Origin of the sequence: Curtobacterium sp. MCSS17_006 (genome assembly GCF_003234215.1) — a bacterium.
GTDB lineage: Bacteria > Actinomycetota > Actinomycetes > Actinomycetales > Microbacteriaceae > Curtobacterium > Curtobacterium flaccumfaciens.
On sequence record NZ_QKSO01000006.1, the window covers coordinates 1 to 15,819 of the forward strand.

14 protein-coding genes are annotated in these 15,819 nt (G+C 71.5%); 7 read left to right on the forward strand and 7 right to left on the reverse strand.

Annotated elements, in window-relative coordinates; all coding sequences use genetic code 11:
- Positions 1-191: 191 nt before the first annotated feature.
- Entirely contained in the window at positions 192-1,034 is an 843-nt protein-coding gene (locus DEJ21_RS07295; RefSeq protein ID WP_111224169.1) for a helix-turn-helix transcriptional regulator, read from the reverse strand.
- Between the two features lie 101 nt (positions 1,035-1,135).
- On the opposite strand from DEJ21_RS07295, the gene DEJ21_RS07300 reads away from it, so the two are divergent.
- Positions 1,136-1,876 (forward strand): SDR family oxidoreductase, encoded by a 741-nt coding sequence (locus DEJ21_RS07300; protein WP_111087864.1) that lies wholly within the window; start codon positions 1,136-1,138, stop codon positions 1,874-1,876.
- A gap of 129 nt (positions 1,877-2,005) precedes the next feature.
- Here the strand turns inward: DEJ21_RS07300 and DEJ21_RS17960 are convergent, their stop codons facing one another.
- The 5 genes from DEJ21_RS17960 to rsmI form a co-directional block, all read right to left on the reverse strand.
- Complete coding sequence (locus DEJ21_RS17960) at positions 2,006-2,278, reverse strand: hypothetical protein (protein ID WP_146247718.1); 273 nt, start codon at positions 2,276-2,278, stop codon at positions 2,006-2,008.
- A 92-nt stretch (positions 2,279-2,370) separates the two neighbouring features.
- The gene (rsmA, locus tag DEJ21_RS07305; RefSeq protein WP_111224170.1) at positions 2,371-3,222 is read right to left on the reverse strand and encodes a 16S rRNA (adenine(1518)-N(6)/adenine(1519)-N(6))-dimethyltransferase RsmA; all 852 of its coding nucleotides are present in this window, start codon (positions 3,220-3,222) and stop codon (positions 2,371-2,373) included.
- A 2-nt stretch (positions 3,223-3,224) separates the two neighbouring features.
- On the reverse strand, positions 3,225-4,157 hold the full coding sequence (locus DEJ21_RS07310) for a TatD family hydrolase (RefSeq protein WP_111224171.1): 933 nt from the start codon (positions 4,155-4,157) through the stop codon (positions 3,225-3,227).
- Entirely contained in the window at positions 4,154-5,722 is a 1,569-nt protein-coding gene (metG, locus tag DEJ21_RS07315) for a methionine--tRNA ligase (RefSeq protein ID WP_111224283.1), read from the reverse strand. Before metG ends, DEJ21_RS07310 begins: the two co-directional genes overlap by 4 nt.
- 134 nt (positions 5,723-5,856) lie before the next feature.
- Positions 5,857-6,678, reverse strand: coding sequence for a 16S rRNA (cytidine(1402)-2'-O)-methyltransferase (gene rsmI, locus DEJ21_RS07320; RefSeq protein ID WP_111224172.1), 822 nt, complete (start codon positions 6,676-6,678; stop codon positions 5,857-5,859).
- Positions 6,679-6,799: 121 nt separating this feature from the next.
- On the opposite strand from rsmI, the gene DEJ21_RS07325 reads away from it, so the two are divergent.
- Complete coding sequence (locus tag DEJ21_RS07325; RefSeq protein WP_111224173.1) at positions 6,800-8,431, forward strand: dolichyl-phosphate-mannose--protein mannosyltransferase; 1,632 nt, start codon at positions 6,800-6,802, stop codon at positions 8,429-8,431.
- 187 nt (positions 8,432-8,618) lie between these two features.
- Here the strand turns inward: DEJ21_RS07325 and DEJ21_RS07330 are convergent, their stop codons facing one another.
- Positions 8,619-9,281, reverse strand: coding sequence for a TetR/AcrR family transcriptional regulator (locus tag DEJ21_RS07330; protein WP_111024668.1), 663 nt, complete (start codon positions 9,279-9,281; stop codon positions 8,619-8,621).
- Between the two features lie 171 nt (positions 9,282-9,452).
- On the opposite strand from DEJ21_RS07330, the gene DEJ21_RS07335 reads away from it, so the two are divergent.
- The 5 genes from DEJ21_RS07335 (at position 9,453) to DEJ21_RS07355 (ending at position 15,794) form a co-directional block, all read left to right on the forward strand.
- Positions 9,453-10,994 (forward strand): MFS transporter, encoded by a 1,542-nt coding sequence (locus DEJ21_RS07335; RefSeq protein WP_027466052.1) that lies wholly within the window; start codon positions 9,453-9,455, stop codon positions 10,992-10,994.
- 324 nt (positions 10,995-11,318) lie between these two features.
- Positions 11,319-12,179, forward strand: a complete 861-nt coding sequence (locus tag DEJ21_RS07340) for a sulfurtransferase (RefSeq protein WP_181435813.1) — start codon at positions 11,319-11,321, stop codon at positions 12,177-12,179.
- A gap of 88 nt (positions 12,180-12,267) precedes the next feature.
- A complete protein-coding gene (locus DEJ21_RS07345; RefSeq protein WP_111224175.1) occupies positions 12,268-13,335 on the forward strand; it encodes an NAD(P)-dependent oxidoreductase in 1,068 nt (355 codons plus the stop codon).
- 4 nt (positions 13,336-13,339) lie between these two features.
- A complete protein-coding gene (locus tag DEJ21_RS07350) occupies positions 13,340-13,870 on the forward strand; it encodes an ATPase (RefSeq protein ID WP_111224176.1) in 531 nt (176 codons plus the stop codon).
- A gap of 91 nt (positions 13,871-13,961) precedes the next feature.
- Positions 13,962-15,794, forward strand: a complete 1,833-nt coding sequence (locus DEJ21_RS07355; RefSeq protein WP_111224177.1) for a thioredoxin domain-containing protein — start codon at positions 13,962-13,964, stop codon at positions 15,792-15,794.
- Positions 15,795-15,819 lie beyond the last annotated feature (25 nt).

The window sequence follows — 15,819 nt, forward strand, 5'->3', positions numbered from 1 at the left end:
GGGAAGGTCGACGGCGTCGCCGGCGTGGGGGGCCTGGGGAAGTTCAGCGGTCTGGGGGGGGGGGGCCGCGGGCTGCCTGGTCGCTCGGTGCGAGGTTCCGTACTCGGTGCGACCTGCTCGCCGCCGCACGGCGTACGGAACCTCGCACCGTTCGGTACCGACGGTGGTCGACCTCGCACCGTGCGAGGTCGTCAGCCGGCGAAGGTCTGCTGTCCGACGACGCCGAGGAGCTCGAGCTTCTGCGCGTCCTCCGACCCTGGAGGCGCCGTGAACAGCAGCAGTGCCTGCGCCTGGTCGTCGGTGTGCAACACCTGGCAGTCGACGGTGATGCGGCCGAGCTCCGGCTGCACGATGGTCTTGTTGTCCGACCAGCGCGTGGCCACCTCGTGCAGGGCCCAGAGCTCGCGGAACTCCGGGCTGCGCGCCTCGAGCTCGGCGATGAGTTCGGTCGCGCGCCGGTCTCCCGGTCCCGCGAGCGCAGCCGTCGCCCGGATCGAGGCCACCACGACGCGGCCCAACCGTTCGTGCTGCTCCGGCGCGTACTTCGCGAGCTCCTCGCCGGTCACGAACCACCGCCACGCCTGGTACCGCCGGTTGCCCGGCAGGTCGACGGAGCTGCCGAGGAGCGCCGCCGCGAGCCGGTTCTCGACGAGGGTCTCGCCCAGGTGGCTGACGACGATCGCCGGGGTGTCCTCGAGCCGGTCCAGCACCCGCAGGATCGCCGGGTCGACGTGGTCGGCGCGGTGCATCCGGGTCGGGGCGTTCTGCCCGGCCAGGTGGAACAGGTGGTCGCGCTCGTCGAGGCTGCACCGGAGGGCCCGGGCGATCGCCGCGATCATCTGCTCGGACGGCTGCGGGCCGCGCTGCTGCTCGAGTCGCGTGTAGTAGTCGACGGACATGCCGGCGAGGGCAGCGACCTCTTCCCGGCGGAGCCCCGGGGTCCGGCGTCGTGGACCCTGCCCGAGACCGACGTCCTCGGGGCGCAGCAGCTCGCGGCGACGGCGGAGGAAGTCGGCGAGCGCGGCACGGTCCATGGGTCGATTGTCGTCCGCTTCCGGCCCGGGTGCCAGGGATCGCCGATCCCCCGATGACCGCGCTCTGGTTGCGTCCCTGTCCACGGAGCATCGTGGTGGTCATGGACATCACGAACTCCACCGTCTTCATCCCCGGCGCGACCTCGGGCATCGGTCTCGCGCTCGCCCAGCGCCTGCAGGCGGCCGGCAGCACCGTCGTCATCGGCGGCCGCCGCCAGGCGCTCCTCGACTCCCTCGCTACCGAGCACGGCTTCGGCACCGTGCAGATCGACGTCGCCGACGCGGCGTCCATCGAGGCCGCCGCCACATCGGTGCTCGAGGCGTACCCGTCGCTCGATGCCCTCATCACCATGTCCGGGATCATGCGCGACGAGGACCTCCGCGACCCCGAGCACATCCACGACGCCCTCGAGCTCGTCCAGACGAACCTGGTCGGCACGATCCGCCTCATCGACGCGTTCCTGCCGCACCTGCTCGCCCAGCCCTCGGCCACCCTGATGACCGTCACCTCCGGTCTCGCGTTCGTCCCGCTCACCGCATCACCGACGTACAGCGCGACGAAGGCCGGTGTGCACGCCTACACGCAGGCCCTCCGTCAGCAGCTCGTGGGGTCGTCGCTCGAGGTGCTCGAGCTCGCCCCGCCGGCCGTCATGACCGACCTGATGGGCGGCGCGGACTTCGGCGGCATGCCGCTCGACGCCTTCGCCGACGAGGTCATGGCGCTCATCGAGTCCGGCGCTGCCCCGGAGATCCTGGTGCAGAACGTGCACCCGCTGCGCTTCGCCGAGCGGAACGGCAACCACCAGCAGATCCTCGAGATGATGGCGTCCCGCGAGCACTGACCCGGCCGGCCCGCCGGCGTTCGCACCGTGCGAGGTTCTGTGTTCGGTGCGAGGCACTACGGCTCGCACGGAACACGGAACCTCGCACCATCGCGGTTAGCTGCAGCCCGGACGACACACTCGTTGAACTCAGCGCGCCTGGCGGATGCGCGCGATGGGTTCGGCCCTGCAGTCCGGATCGATCGACTCGATCGCACGCCGTCGGCGCTCGCGGCGTTCTTCGAACGTGCCTGCAGGTCGCGGCGTCCGAGCGAACAGCGCTTGCCGCTCGGCGTCGCTGAAGATCCTCGGCCCCGGCGGCCATCCAGCATCCGCGCTGAGCAGGGCGCGCCGACGTCCCGCTGTGAGCTGTTCCTCGGTCGGGCCGCGGCGGATCGGTCGTCGTGGTTCGGTCGGCTGCATGGTCGCTCCTCGGTCGAGGAGATCAACCGTAGGAGCATCGAACGGACATCACGAAACATTCCGTATTTCGCTGACGCCAGGCGTGAGAAGGACTACTTCGCAGCCTCGAGGACCGTCCGCCCGAGCCGCACGAAGTCGTCCACACCGATCGCCTCGCCGCGGGCGGTCGGGTCGATGCCCGCCGCCGTCAGGACCTCGGACGCGTGCGCACTGCCACCGAGCACCCCGGACAGGCTCTGCCGCAGCATCTTGCGTCGCTGCTGGAACGCCGCGTCAACCAGCGTGAACACCCGCGACCGCAGGAGCTCGTCCCCCGGGGGCTCGTGCCGGTCGAACGCCACCAGGACACTGTCGACGTTCGGCACCGGCCAGAAGACCTGACGGCTGACCAACCCGGCGGTGCTCCACGCCCCGTACCAGGCGGCCTTGACGCTCGGCGAACCGTAGACCTTGCTGCCCGGACCGGCAGCGAGCCGGTACCCGACCTCGGCCTGCACCATGACGAGCGACCGCTCGATCGACGGGAAGGTCGCGAGCAGGTGCAGCAGCACCGGCACGGAGATGTTGTAGGGCAGGTTCGCGACGAGGTGCGTCGGCTCGACGTCGAGGTCCGCGGCGGCGACGGTCATGGCGTCCTGCTGCACGACGGTCAGCCTGGCGTCCGGCTGCATCGACGACACCGTCGACGGGAGCTTGGCGGCCAGGCGCTTGTCGATCTCGACCGCGGTGACGGGCGCGCCGGTCTCGGTGAGCCCGAGCGTCAACGACCCGAGCCCCGGGCCGATCTCGAGCACCCGTGCCGACGGGGTCACACCGGCGACCGACACGATCCGCCGCACGGTGTTGGCGTCGTGCACGAAGTTCTGCCCGAGCTTCTTCGTCGGGGTGACGTCGAGTTCGGCCGCGAGCTCCCGGATCTCCGCCGGGCCGAGCAGGGCACCCACGACTACTCCTCCACCGTCACGGGCTCGGCGTCCCACGCGCCGTAGACGAGCTCGGTGTTCGAGGCGATCTGGGCCGCGAGCATCGAGGCGTCCGTGCCGAGCGTCTCCGCCATCGACCGCAGGGTGAGCGGGATGAGGTACGGCGCGTTCGGGCGACCACGGAACGGGGTGGGCGTCAGGAACGGTGCGTCGGTCTCGATCATGATCAGGTGCCGCGGGGCGACGACCAGAGCTTCACGCAGCAGTGCGGCGTTCTTGAACGTCACGGTGCCGGCGAACGACATGTACCAGCCGCGCTCGGCGCAGAGCCGGGCGAGGTCCGGGCCGCCGGAGAAGCAGTGGAAGACGGTGCGTTCCGGGGCACCCACGCGGTCGAGGACCTCGACCACGGCGTCGTGCGCGTCGCGGTCGTGGATCGTCAGCGCGAGGTCGTGCTCCTTCGCGATGCGGATGTGCTCCTCGAACGAACGGACCTGGGCGTCGCGGCCGTCCTCGCCGGTGCGGAAGAAGTCGAGGCCGGTCTCACCGATCGCCCGGACCCGCGGCAGCGCGGCGAGCCGTTCGATGCCGGCGAGGTGCTCGTCGAGCAGCCCCTGTTCCTGCAGCACGGGCGCTTCGTTCGGGTGCAGCGCGACGGCCGCCAGGGCCCGGGGCTCCCGGGCGGCGATCGACGCGGACCACTCCGAGGTGGCGAGGTCGGTGCCGACCTGCACGACACCGCGCACGCCGACGCTCGAGGCACGGTCGAGGTGCTCGCGGTACTCGAGCGGACCGTCACCCCCGTCGCCGACACCGTCGGCGATCTCCATGTGGGTGTGGTTGTCGTACACCGGCACGACGAGCGCCTGCGGCAGCGGCGGGTACGTCAGGTCGCGCTTCGAGCCACCGGACGCCCCGTCGCCGCGGGACCGGACGTGCGACTCGGCGTCGGTCACTCGGAGACCTGCTCGATCCGGGGGAACAGCCCGCTCTCGAGCGGCACCACGTCCGACGCTCCCTGCCACTCGTACGCACGGTCGACCCGCTGCTCGGCGACGGACCCACCGGCACCGATCGAGGCCCAGAGCTTCTCGGTCGCCTTCGGCATGACCGGGGACAGCAGGACGGTGACGGTGCCGAGGCCGCGGAGCGCGGTGGTCAGGACCGTGCCGAGGCGCTCGCGGTTGGCGTCGTCCTTCGCCAGGGCCCACGGCGCCTGCTCGGTGATGTACCCGTTCAGGGCGTCGACGAGCTCCCACACGCTCGCGATCGCCTCGTGCGGGGCGAAGGCGGCGATGGCGGCGTCGGCACGCTCGGTGACCGACACGGCCAGGGCGTCGATCGCCTGGTCGGACTCGGTCAGTTCGCCACGCGCCGGAACTTCGCCGTCGCAGTACTTCTGCAGCATCGCGACCAGGCGCGACGCCAGGTTGCCGTAGCCGTTCGCGAGCTCGGCCTGGTAGCGCGCCGAGATGTCTTCCCAGCTGAAGTTGCCGTCCTGCCCGAAGGTGATGGCGCGCAGGAAGTAGTAGCGGAACGCGTCGGACCCGAACGTGTCGGTGATCTCCGACGGCGCGATGCCGGTCAGCTTCGACTTGGACATCTTCTCGCCGCCGACGAGCAGCCAGCCGTGGCCGAACACGCGCTCCGGCACGGGCAGCCCAGCGGCCATGAGCATCGCCGGCCAGATGACGGCGTGGAAGCGGGCGATGTCCTTGCCGACGATGTGCACGCTCGGCCACAGGCGCCGGAAGGCCTCGTCGTCCTCGGTGCCGTAGCCGAGCGCCGTGACGTAGTTGAGCAGGGCGTCGAACCACACGTAGAGCACGTGGTCGCTGTCCCACGGGATCGTGATGCCCCAGTCGAAGCTGGAACGCGAGATCGACAGGTCGCGGAGCCCCTGCTTGACGAACGAGATGATCTCGTTGCGGACGCTCTCCGGCTGGATGAACAGCGGGTTCGACTCGTACAGGTCGAGCAGGCGCTGCTCGAAGTCGGACATGCGGAAGAAGTAGTTGCGCTCGGACAGCACCTCGACCGGGATCGAGTGGATCGCGCAGACCTGCTGCCCCTCGTACGCACCGGTGCCGGCGACCAGGTCGCTCGGCTGCTTGTACTCCTCGCAGCCCACGCAGTAGAAGCCCTCGAACTCGCCGGCGTAGATGAAGCCGTCGTCGTAGAGCTTCTGGAGGAACGCGGTCACACCGCGCTCGTGCCGCTCGTCGGTGGTGCGGATGAAGTCGTCGTTGGCGACGTCGACCGTGTCGAGGAGCGGCTTCCACGCGTCCTTCACCAGCCGGTCGGCCCATTCCTGGGGCGAGACGTCGTTCGCCGAGGCGGTGCGCAGGATCTTCTGCCCGTGCTCGTCGGTGCCGGTGAGCAGCCAGGTGTCGTCACCGCGCTGCCGGTGCCAGCGCGCGAGGAAGTCCGCGGCGACCTCGGTGTAGGCGTGCCCGATGTGGGGCACGTCGTTCACGTAGAAGATCGGCGTGGTGATGCTGAACGAGGACCCGGCGGACATGCGGACCATCCTACGGGCGCACCGAACCCTGATGACGCGTGCGGCGGTGGACTGTGGAGAACCGGGTCCTGGAGGCCCGTGACGGGCCCGCCCCGCGCCTCCAGACCGGCGGACGCGGACGTGACGAGCCCCGCTCAGCGCGCCGCGAGCGCCCCTTCGTACAGGTCCCGCTTCGACAGCCCGGTCGCGTCCGCGACCGCCGCGGCGGCCTCCTTCATGCGCATGCCGGCGGCCACCCGCTCGAGCACCAGGCGCACCCCGTCGTCGAGCGTGGCCTCCTCGGTGGCCTCCGCGGCGCCGGCGACGACGATGCAGATCTCGCCCCGGACGCCCTCGGACGCCCACTCGACGAGTTCGTCCAGCGGCCCACGGCGGACCTCTTCGTACAGCTTCGTGAGCTCACGGCAGACCGCGGCGCGTCGGTCGCCCCCGAACCCGACGGCCATGTCCGCCAGGGTCTCGGCCAGCCGGTGAGGCGACTCGAAGAACACCATGGTCCGCTGCTCCCCCGCCAGGGACTGGAACGCCCGACGGCGCTCCCCGGCCTTGCGGGTCGGGAACCCCTCGAACGTGAAGCGGTCGGTGGGCAGCCCGGACACGGCGAGCGCCATGAGCACGGCCGACGGCCCGGGCAGGGCGGTGACGGTGACCCCGGCGGCCGCGGCGGCCTCGACGAGGGGGAAGCCGGGGTCGCTGATCGCGGGCATGCCGGCGTCGGTCAGGACCACGACGTCCTCGTCGCGGGCGAGCTCGACGACCTCGGCCGCCTTCGCCCGCTCGTTGTGCTCGTGCAGGGCGATGAGCCGCGGACGGTTCTCGATGCCGAGGGCGCGCATCAGGTGGATGGCGGTTCTGGTGTCCTCCGCCGCGACGACCGTGGCGTTGGAGAGGGTCTCGACGAGACGGCGCGAGGCGTCCCCGAGGTTGCCGATGGGCGTTGCTGCGAGGACGATCACGCACCCATTGTCCCCGCACCGCGACCCCGGCGCGGCGACAGCGGCCGCCCGACGCCGCCGCGTCGGCCCGAGCAGCCCCGTCGCAGCGGGGACATGTGGTCGATCCGTAGGATGCTCAGCGATGACCAGCGAGCTGACCGACGACCGCACGGCCGTGCCCGACGGGCCGGTCGGCTCGCGCCTGGACGACTGGTGGGGGCGGGTGCTCTCCACGTCGCAGCGGGTCGCCGTGTGGCGGTGGACGGGTCCGCTCGCGGTGACGCTCCTCGCCGCGGTGCTGCGGCTGGTGAACCTCGGCACCCCCCACTCGCTCGTGTTCGACGAGACGTACTACGTCAAGGACGGCTGGTCGATCGTGCACCTCGGGTACGAGGGCACCTGGCCCGCGAACCCGAGCGGTGACACCGCCCCGACGACCGACGACCGGTTCGTGCGCGGTGAGACGGACATCTTCACGAGCGCCGCGGAGTTCATCGCGCACCCGCCGCTCGGCAAGTACCTCATCGGCCTCGGGATGCTGCTGTTCGGGGCGGACAACTCATTCGGCTGGCGTTTCACGGTGGCCGTGCTCGGCATCGCGACGGTGTTCCTGACCGCGGTGATCGCCCGGTCGCTGTTCCGTTCGACGATGATCGGCACGCTCGCCGGCTTCCTGCTCGCGATCGACGGGCAGGCGATCGTGATGTCGCGGGTGACGCTCCTCGACGGCATCCTGACCTTCTTCGTCATCCTCGGGTTCGGGGCGCTGCTGCTCGACCGTCGGCACAGCCGACGGCGGCTCGACGAGTGGGTCGCCGCCCGCGCCGTCGCCGGCCGGACCACCCTGTGGGGGCCGGTGCTCTGGTGGCGACCGTGGTTGTTCGCGATGGGCCTGGCCCTCGGGCTGGCAGCGGCGACGAAGTGGTCGGGGGTGTACTTCCTGGCGTTCTTCGCCGTGTACTCCGTGCTGAGCGACATGATGATGCGCCGCCGCGCCGGGGTCGAGTTCTGGTCGTCGAGCGCGCTGCTGCAGCAGGCACCGGTGTCGTTCCTGCTGACCGTGCCGATCGCCGCGGTGACCTACGTGGCGTCGTGGACCGGCTGGTTCGTGTCGAAGGACGGATGGGACCGCAACTGGCTGTCCTCGGGCGGCGAACGCTGGACCGGGCTGCTCGCCTGGGTGCCGGACAGCCTGCAGAACTGGTGGCACTACCAGTCGGAGATCTACGCCTTCAACATCGGGCTGCACACCCCGCACTCGTACCAGGCGAACCCGCTGCTCTGGCTCGTGATGCAGCGCCCCACGTCGATGTTCTACATCGGCACGGACGCCGGACAGGACGGCTGCTGGGCGAACCGCTGCGGCGAGGCGATCACCGGCATCGCGAACCCGTTCATCTGGTACGCCTCGGTCATCGCCACGGTGGCGCTGCTCGTGCTCTGGATCCTGCGCCGGAAGTGGGAGTACGGCTTCGTCCTGCTCGGCGTCGCGGCGGGGTACCTGCCGTGGCTGATGTACGTCGACCGGACGGTGTTCCAGTTCTACACGATCGCCTTCGAGCCCTACATGGTGATGGCGCTGGCCGCCGCGATCGGGTTGGTGCTCGGCAGGCGGAGCGACGAACGGTCACGCCGGTCGCGGGCGATCCTGTGGGTCGGTGTGTACCTGGGCGTCGTCGTGCTGGCCTCGGTCTACTGGTACCCGATGTGGACGGCGATGCAGGTGCCGTGGGACTTCGTCCGGTCGCACTACTGGATCCCCAGCTGGCTGTAGCCGGTCCGGCAGGGCTGGCAGGTCTGGCAGGGCTCGCCGCGCTCGTCGCGCTGGGCGCTCTGGTGGCGACCACCGCTGGACTGGAGGCCCGTGGCGGCGCCGCCACACCTCCCTCGCAAGCTCGGTCGGCGCGGCCCGCGTGACGCTTCGCGTCACCGCTGAGCGGTCCGCGCCAGTCCGTCCGTGGTCAGGACTGCGCGTGCAGCGCGCGCTCGATCGACTCGCGGTCCAGCGGGTCGCCGAGCATCGGCGCGGTGTCGTCCGTGCCCGGCAGGACGCCCTGGATCAGGAGCTCCGCGTAGCGGCGCCAGGCGTCCGGGTCGTGTTCGCGGGTGGCGTCGGCGACCGCACCGACCATCGCGGTGAGCATCGGCAGGTCCCGGTAGTCGAAGCCGGGGCGGACGACGCCGGCGGTCTCGGCGCGGCCGATGATCGCGGCGACCTGGCGTTCGAGCCGGTCGCGCTCCTGCACGATGGACGGTCGGGCCTTGCCGGCACGGACGATGGCATCGGCGAGGGCGCGGTCGCGTGCACGGAACGCGAAGACGCCCATCAGGTACACCCGGAGCGCCTCGCGCGGATCGGAGACATCCGCGGCGCGCGCTGCGGCGTCGTTCATCGCCTCGAACTTGGTGGCGAGCAGCGCCTCGATCAGGGAGTCCTTGTCGGCGAACCGTCGGTAGACGGTGCCGACCCCGACGCCGGCCTCGTGCGCGATGTCGTTCAACGTGACGGAGAGCCCGCGCTCCGCGAAGCACTTGCGTGCCGTCTGCAGGATCAGCTCGCGGTTGCGTGCCGCGTCGGCGCGCAGCGGTCGCTCGAGGTCGGACGCGGACTCGGTGGTGCTCACGATCCGACCGTAGTTGCACTTCCTGGGAACAAGTGGATGCCCTCCTTCCGTTTCGGTCTACACTGACCACAAACGGATGCCTCGCATCCGGTTTCGTCACCACCACATCTCGGGAGTGCCCGACGGCGCGCACCTCCACCCCACCCTCCAACCTTCTCGAAGGAGGCTGCCGTGACGGCAGAACACACCGTGCCGACCCCCACCGGGACAGCACCCACGACTCCGGGCACCACCCCCGCCAAGAGCAACCACCGCTGGATCGCCCTGGCGGTCATCGCCCTCGCACAGCTGATGGTCGTGCTCGACGCGACCATCGTGAACATCGCCCTGCCCTCGGCCCAGGCCGACCTGGACTTCGGCACCGACCAGCGACAGTGGATCGTCACCGCGTACTCGCTGGCCTTCGGTTCGCTGCTGCTGCTCGGCGGTCGACTCGGTGACCTGTTCGGCCGCAAGAACACCTTCATCATCGGGCTGGTCGGCTTCGCCGTCGCCTCGGTGCTCGGTGGCCTGGCCGACTCGTTCGGCCTGCTCGTCGCGGCCCGCGCACTGCAGGGTGTCTTCGGCGCGCTGCTCGCCCCGTCCGCGCTCGGCATGCTGACCACCACGTTCCGCGATCCCAAGGAACGCGGTCGCGCGTTCGGCATCTTCGGGTCCATCGCCGGCTCGGGTGCGGCCATCGGCCTACTGCTCGGCGGCGTGCTGACCGAGTACGCCTCGTGGCGCTGGTGCCTCTACGTCAACGTCGTCTTCGCCGTGCTCGGCGTGATCGGCGCACTCGTCTTCATGGAGAAGCCGCCGAAGGTCGAGCGTCCGCGCATCGACGTGCTCGGCGTCATCACCATCACGCTCGGGCTGGTCGGCGTCGTCTACGGCTTCTCGAACGCCGAGACGAACGGCTGGGACTCCCCCGTCACGATCGCCATGCTCGCCGGCGGTGTCGTGCTGATCGCCGCGTTCGTGTTCATCGAGACCCGCGTCGCTCACCCGCTCCTGCCCCTGCGCGTCGTGCTCGACCGTGACCGCGGCGGCTCGTTCATCGCGATCGGCCTCGTCGCGATCGGCATGTTCGGCATCTTCCTGTTCCTGACCTACTACCTGGAGCAGACCCTCGGCTTCAGCTCGCTGCAGACGGGTCTCGCGTTCCTGCCGATGCCGCTGTCGATCATGATCTCGGCGACGCAGATCGGTGGCCGCCTGCTGCCGCGCGTCGGGCCGAAGGTGCTCATCTTCGCCGGTGGCCTGGTCGCCGCGACCGGGCTCCTCCTGCTGCTCCGCACCGACCTGGACAGCTCCTACGCGGGCACCGTCCTGCCGGCGCTGATCGTGATCGGCCTCGGCATGGGCACGATCTTCTCGTCCGCGATGAACACCGCGACGACCGGGGTCGCCCGGGCCGACGCCGGTGTGGCCTCGGCGACGGTGAACACGATGCAGCAGATCGGTGGCTCGATCGGCACGGCGCTGCTGTCGACGATCTTCGCCGACGTCGTGTCGAACAGCCTGTCCGGGCTGACCGCCGCCCCGACCAAGCTGCAGCAGGCCCAGGCCACGCTCGACGGGTACCACGTGGCGTTCGGCATCTCGGCCGGCGTGCTCGTGCTCGTCGCCCTGGCCGGCGGACTGCTCATCAACCGGCAGTCGGTGCGGGTCGAGCGGCTCGCACGAGCCGGGTCCGCCACGACCGGGAGCATCCCCGCCGCAGCGCACTGACGCTGGCGGTTCGCTGCGCGTCTTCGGCCCGTTCCGGCTCTGCCGGGGCGGGTCGTCGTGCGTGTGGGCGGCTGGCGGGAGCTGGGGCGTAGGCCGACGCCGACGCCGACGCCGACGCCGAACGACATCGTCGAGGTCGTACGACGACGACATGGTCGCTCCGTGCACGCGCCGACAGTTGCACGCGCGCGGGTGCGACGGAGTCGATGTCGCACGACGACGACACCGTCGTTCCGCGTCGGCAGCGCACCCACCCCCATCCCCGGTTGCGCCGTGTGTCCACGACTCTGGCCCACGTCAGGGGTGCGGATTATGGTGTGCGACATGGCCCCCGTCCTGACCTCACCACTCGTGTCGACGCAGTGGCTCGCAGACCACCTCGGTGCTGACGAGCTCGTCGTGCTCGACGCCTCGGTGCACACGGTCGGGGCCGGGTTCGACACCACCTGGCTCCCCGGGCGGGACGCCCACGAGCAGCGCGGCCACGTGCCCGGCGCCCGCTTCGCCGACCTGATCGACGACTTCTCCGCCGCCGACGCCGACGTCCCGTTCACCCGCCCCGGCGCCGAGCGCTTCGAGGTCGCCGCGGCACAGCTGGGCGTGACGAACACCTCGACCGTCGTGGTCTACGACGACAGCGTCGGCGAGTGGTCGGCACGCCTGTGGTGGATCTTCCGTTCGTTCGGCTTCGACTCCGTCGCGGTGCTCGACGGTGGTTTCACCAAGTGGCGCGACGAGGGCCGCCCCGTCCGCGTGGGCGCACTCCGCACGCCTGCGACGCCGTCCGACCCCGATGCCGGCGCGTTCCTCGCCGGCGAAGAACGTGCGCTCTGGGCCGACCGCGACCGCGTCACCCGAGCGGTCTCCGGCGAAGAGCCGGCGTCCCTGGTGTTCGCCGCGCCATGGGCCGCCCTCGGCGACGACCACCCGCCGATCGTGCCGGGCAGCACCCCGATCACGGCGGACACCCTGGTGGACCCCGAGACGAACGCGTACCTGCGCGGCGCCGAGCTCGAGCGGGCCTTCGCCGCGGTGATCGGTGCCGACGAGATCGTCACGTACTGCGGGGTGGGCAGCGCCGCGTGCGTCGACGCCCTCGCCCTGACGGTGCTCGGGCACGACCGGGTGAAAGTCTACGACGGTTCGCTGGCCGACTGGTGGCGGCACGAGCAGCTCGCCTCCTGACGGAACCGATCGCGGAACGACGGCCGAGGACTGACGGCCGAGCACGGACAGCCAAGGACTGACGGCCGCGCCGCACTACCGTTGCACCATGAGCACCAGACGCGCGGTCATCCTCGGCGGCACCGGCGGCATCGGCTCGGCCGTCGCGCGAGAGCTCCTCGACGCCTCGGGCCGGGGCGGCGGCGACTGGCAGGTCGACGTGCTCGCACGCCGAGGCGGTCCCGCAGCGGACGCCCTGACCGCAGCCGGTGCCGCGTTCACGCCCGGTGACCGCCGCGACCGGTCCGACCTGCGCGAACTCCTGCGCCCCGGAGCCGACCTGCTCGTCGACACCGTCGGCCTGACCCGCGACGACGCCCAGCAGCTCCTGCCGTTCCTCGACGACGTCGGCTCGACGGTCTTCGTCTCGTCCAGGTCGGTGTACGCCGACGAGCAGGGCCGGCACGCGAACTCGCTCGACAAGCCGGTGTTCGGCGGCGCGGTCACCGAGATCCAGCCGACCGTCACCGCCGGCGACGGGGACCCGACGAGCCGTGACGGCTACGGCGCCGCGAGGGTGGCGGCCGAGCAGGTCCTGCTCGACCACGGTGCCCCGGTCACGGTGCTCCGCCCGTCGAAGGTGTACGGCGTCGGCATCGGCCGCCCGCGGGAGTGGTTCGTCGTCCGCCGTGTGCTCGACGGCCGGGAGCGCATCCTGCTCGCCGACCACGGCCGCGGCGTCGACCACACGACGGCGGCGAGCGGCATCGGTTCGCTCGTCCGACTCGTCGCGGACGCGCCGGACCGCCGGATCCTCAACGTCGCGGATGCCTCGGCCCCGACCGCGCTCGAGATCGTGCGGACGATCGGCGGACACCTGGACCACCGGTTCGACGAGGTCCTGCTCGACGAGGACGCGCCCGCGTTCGTGGGTGGCACGCCGTGGTCGTCACGACCGCCGTTCGTCCTCGACACCACGGCGGCACGCGCCCTCGGGTGGGAACCACCGGAGTTCGCGACCGCCGTCGCCCCGGAACTGGCATGGCTGGTCGAGACCGCCCACGCGACGCCCGCCGACGGCGATGTCCCGTGGGCCGACGACCCGTTCTGGGAGCACATGTTCGACTACGGCCCCGAGGACGCCGCACTCGCACTCCTCTCCCTCAACCTGGGCTGACACGGTGCCCCGGTCCGAGGTCCTGTTCATCGGCGGACGTTCCGGCGTGGGCAAGTCCACCGCCGCCGAGGCCCTGCACGACCTGCTCGTCGCGGCGGACGTCCGGCACGCGGTGATCGAGGGCGACCTGCTCGACCTCGCGCACCCGGCACCGCACGTCGAACACCCCGAGGCCCACCTGGCCGAGCGGAACCTCGCCGCGATCTGGGCCGGCTACCGGGCGATCGGGCACCACCGGCTCGTCTACACGAACACCGTGTCCGTGCTCGAGCACGAGCGCCTCGCTGCAGCGATGGGCGACGATCCGCTGGTGCGCGTCGTCCTGCTCCGCGCATCCGACGGCGCGACCGCCGACCGGCTCGCACGACGAGCGGGTGGTGCGGTCCCGCAGGCGCAGCTCGCGCACAGCACGCGGACGGCCGGGAGGCTCGACTCGGCCTCCGCGGACACGGTCACCCGGGTGGACACGGACGGCGAGAGCCCCGCCCAGGTGGCCGCACGGCTCGCGTCGATCACGGGGTGGCTCGAGCGCTGATCTCCCCGCACGGCCTGTGCAGAGTGGGCGTTCCGTCCACAGTTGTCCCCGGACGGTGGTCCGCCCAGTCGGGGGCGGGCACGCTGGAGCCATGAACGACAACCGCCTCGGCACCTCGGTCAGCCCCTACCTGCGTCTGCACGCCGACAACCCGGTGGACTGGCGCGAGTGGGGTCCCGAGGCGTTCGCCGAAGCGCGCGAGCGCGGGGTCCCGGTGCTGGTGTCCGTCGGGTACGCCACGTGCCACTGGTGCCACGTCATGGCGCGCGAGAGCTTCGCCGACCCCGAGATCGGTGAGCTGCTCCGGCGGGACTTCGTGTCGGTGAAGGTCGACCGCGAAGAACGGCCGGACGTGGACGCGAGCCTGATGGCCTCGGCGAGTGCGTTCACGCAGCAGCTCGGCTGGCCACTGACGACGTTCCTGACGCCCGACGGCCACGTCTTCTTCGCGGGGACGTACTTCCCACCCACTCCCGTCGGGCAGGTCCCGGCGTTCCGGCAGATCCTGGCCGCGGTGCTCGACGCCTGGACCGAGCGTCGGCACGAGGTCGACGCGAACGCGTCGGCCATCGCGACGGCGATCCGGCAGGGTGCCGTGGCGGACGCGACCACCCGCTCGGGCGAGGGCGGTGCCGGAGCCGACCCGGGCCTCCCGTCCGTCGATGCCATCCGGGCCGTCACGGACCAGCTGTCCCAGGCAGAGGACACCACCTACGGCGGTTTCGGCGGCGCGCCGAAGTTCCCGAGCACACCGTTGCTCGAGTTCCTCGCCGACGCGGCGGCCGACGGCGACGCCGAGGCCGACGGGCTGCTCGACCGGTCGTTGCACGCGATCCGCGCGTCCGAGCTGACGGATGCCGACGGCGGCGTCTTCCGGTACGCCACCAAGCGCGACTGGAGCGTGCCGCACTACGAACGGATGCTCTACGACAACGCGGGGCTGCTCGCGGTCGCGGGTGCCGAGCAGGCCCGCGGCATCGCCGACTTCCTCCGGGACACCCTGCGCCGTGCCGACGGGGCGTTCGTCGCCGCGCAGGACAGCGAGTCGACCATCGACGGCCGTCGGGTCGAGGGCGAGTGGTACCGCCGACCGATTGCCGAGCGCGCCCAGCTCGACCCGCCACCGCTGGACGACCAGGTGCTCTCTGGCTGGAACGGCCTGGCGATCCGGGGGCTGGCGATCGCCGGCGCACGGCATGGCGACCCGGAACTCGTCGCGCTCGCGCGGGGCGCGGCCGACGCGGTCCTCGCCGCCCACGTGCAGGACGGCCACGTGATGGTGCGGTCCAGCACACCGCGCGGGGTGTCCTCCGCACCGGCCACCGTCGAGGACGTCGGACTGCTCGCCGAAGGGCTGCTCGAACTGGCCCTGGTGACGGGCGAGATCTCCTACGCGACCGTCGCACGCTCGCTTGTCGACGACGGCCTGGCCGAGCGCTTCGACGTCGACCCGGTGCTGGCCGCGGCGGGGACGGCCACGGGCGAACAGCCGCAGACGGCGATGCGGTCCGGCACCGTGGCGCTGGCGTCGGCCGCCGCGACGCTCGGGGCACTGACGGGCGACGAGGCACTGCGGGTCGCCGCGGCACGACTCATCGCCGACCGCGCCCGCACCGGGACCGAGCGACCCCTCGGTCACGCGGATGCCCTCGGTGTCGCCCTCGCCCTGCAACGGCCGTCGCGCGAGATCGTCGTCGTCACGAGCGGCACCGACGACCCGATGCGGGCCGTGGCACACCGTGGTCGGCGCCCCGGTACGGTCGTCGCCACCACGACGCCGGAGCAGGCACGCGACTGGGCCGAGGCGGGGTTCTCGTTGTTCGAGGGACGCGACGTGCTCGACCCTGCCGCGTACGTCTGCCACGACCGGGTGTGCGAACTGCCGGCCCGGTCGGCGGACGTCCTGTCCCGGCAGATCGCCTGAGACAGCAGCCGCCCGGCGCGCCTGT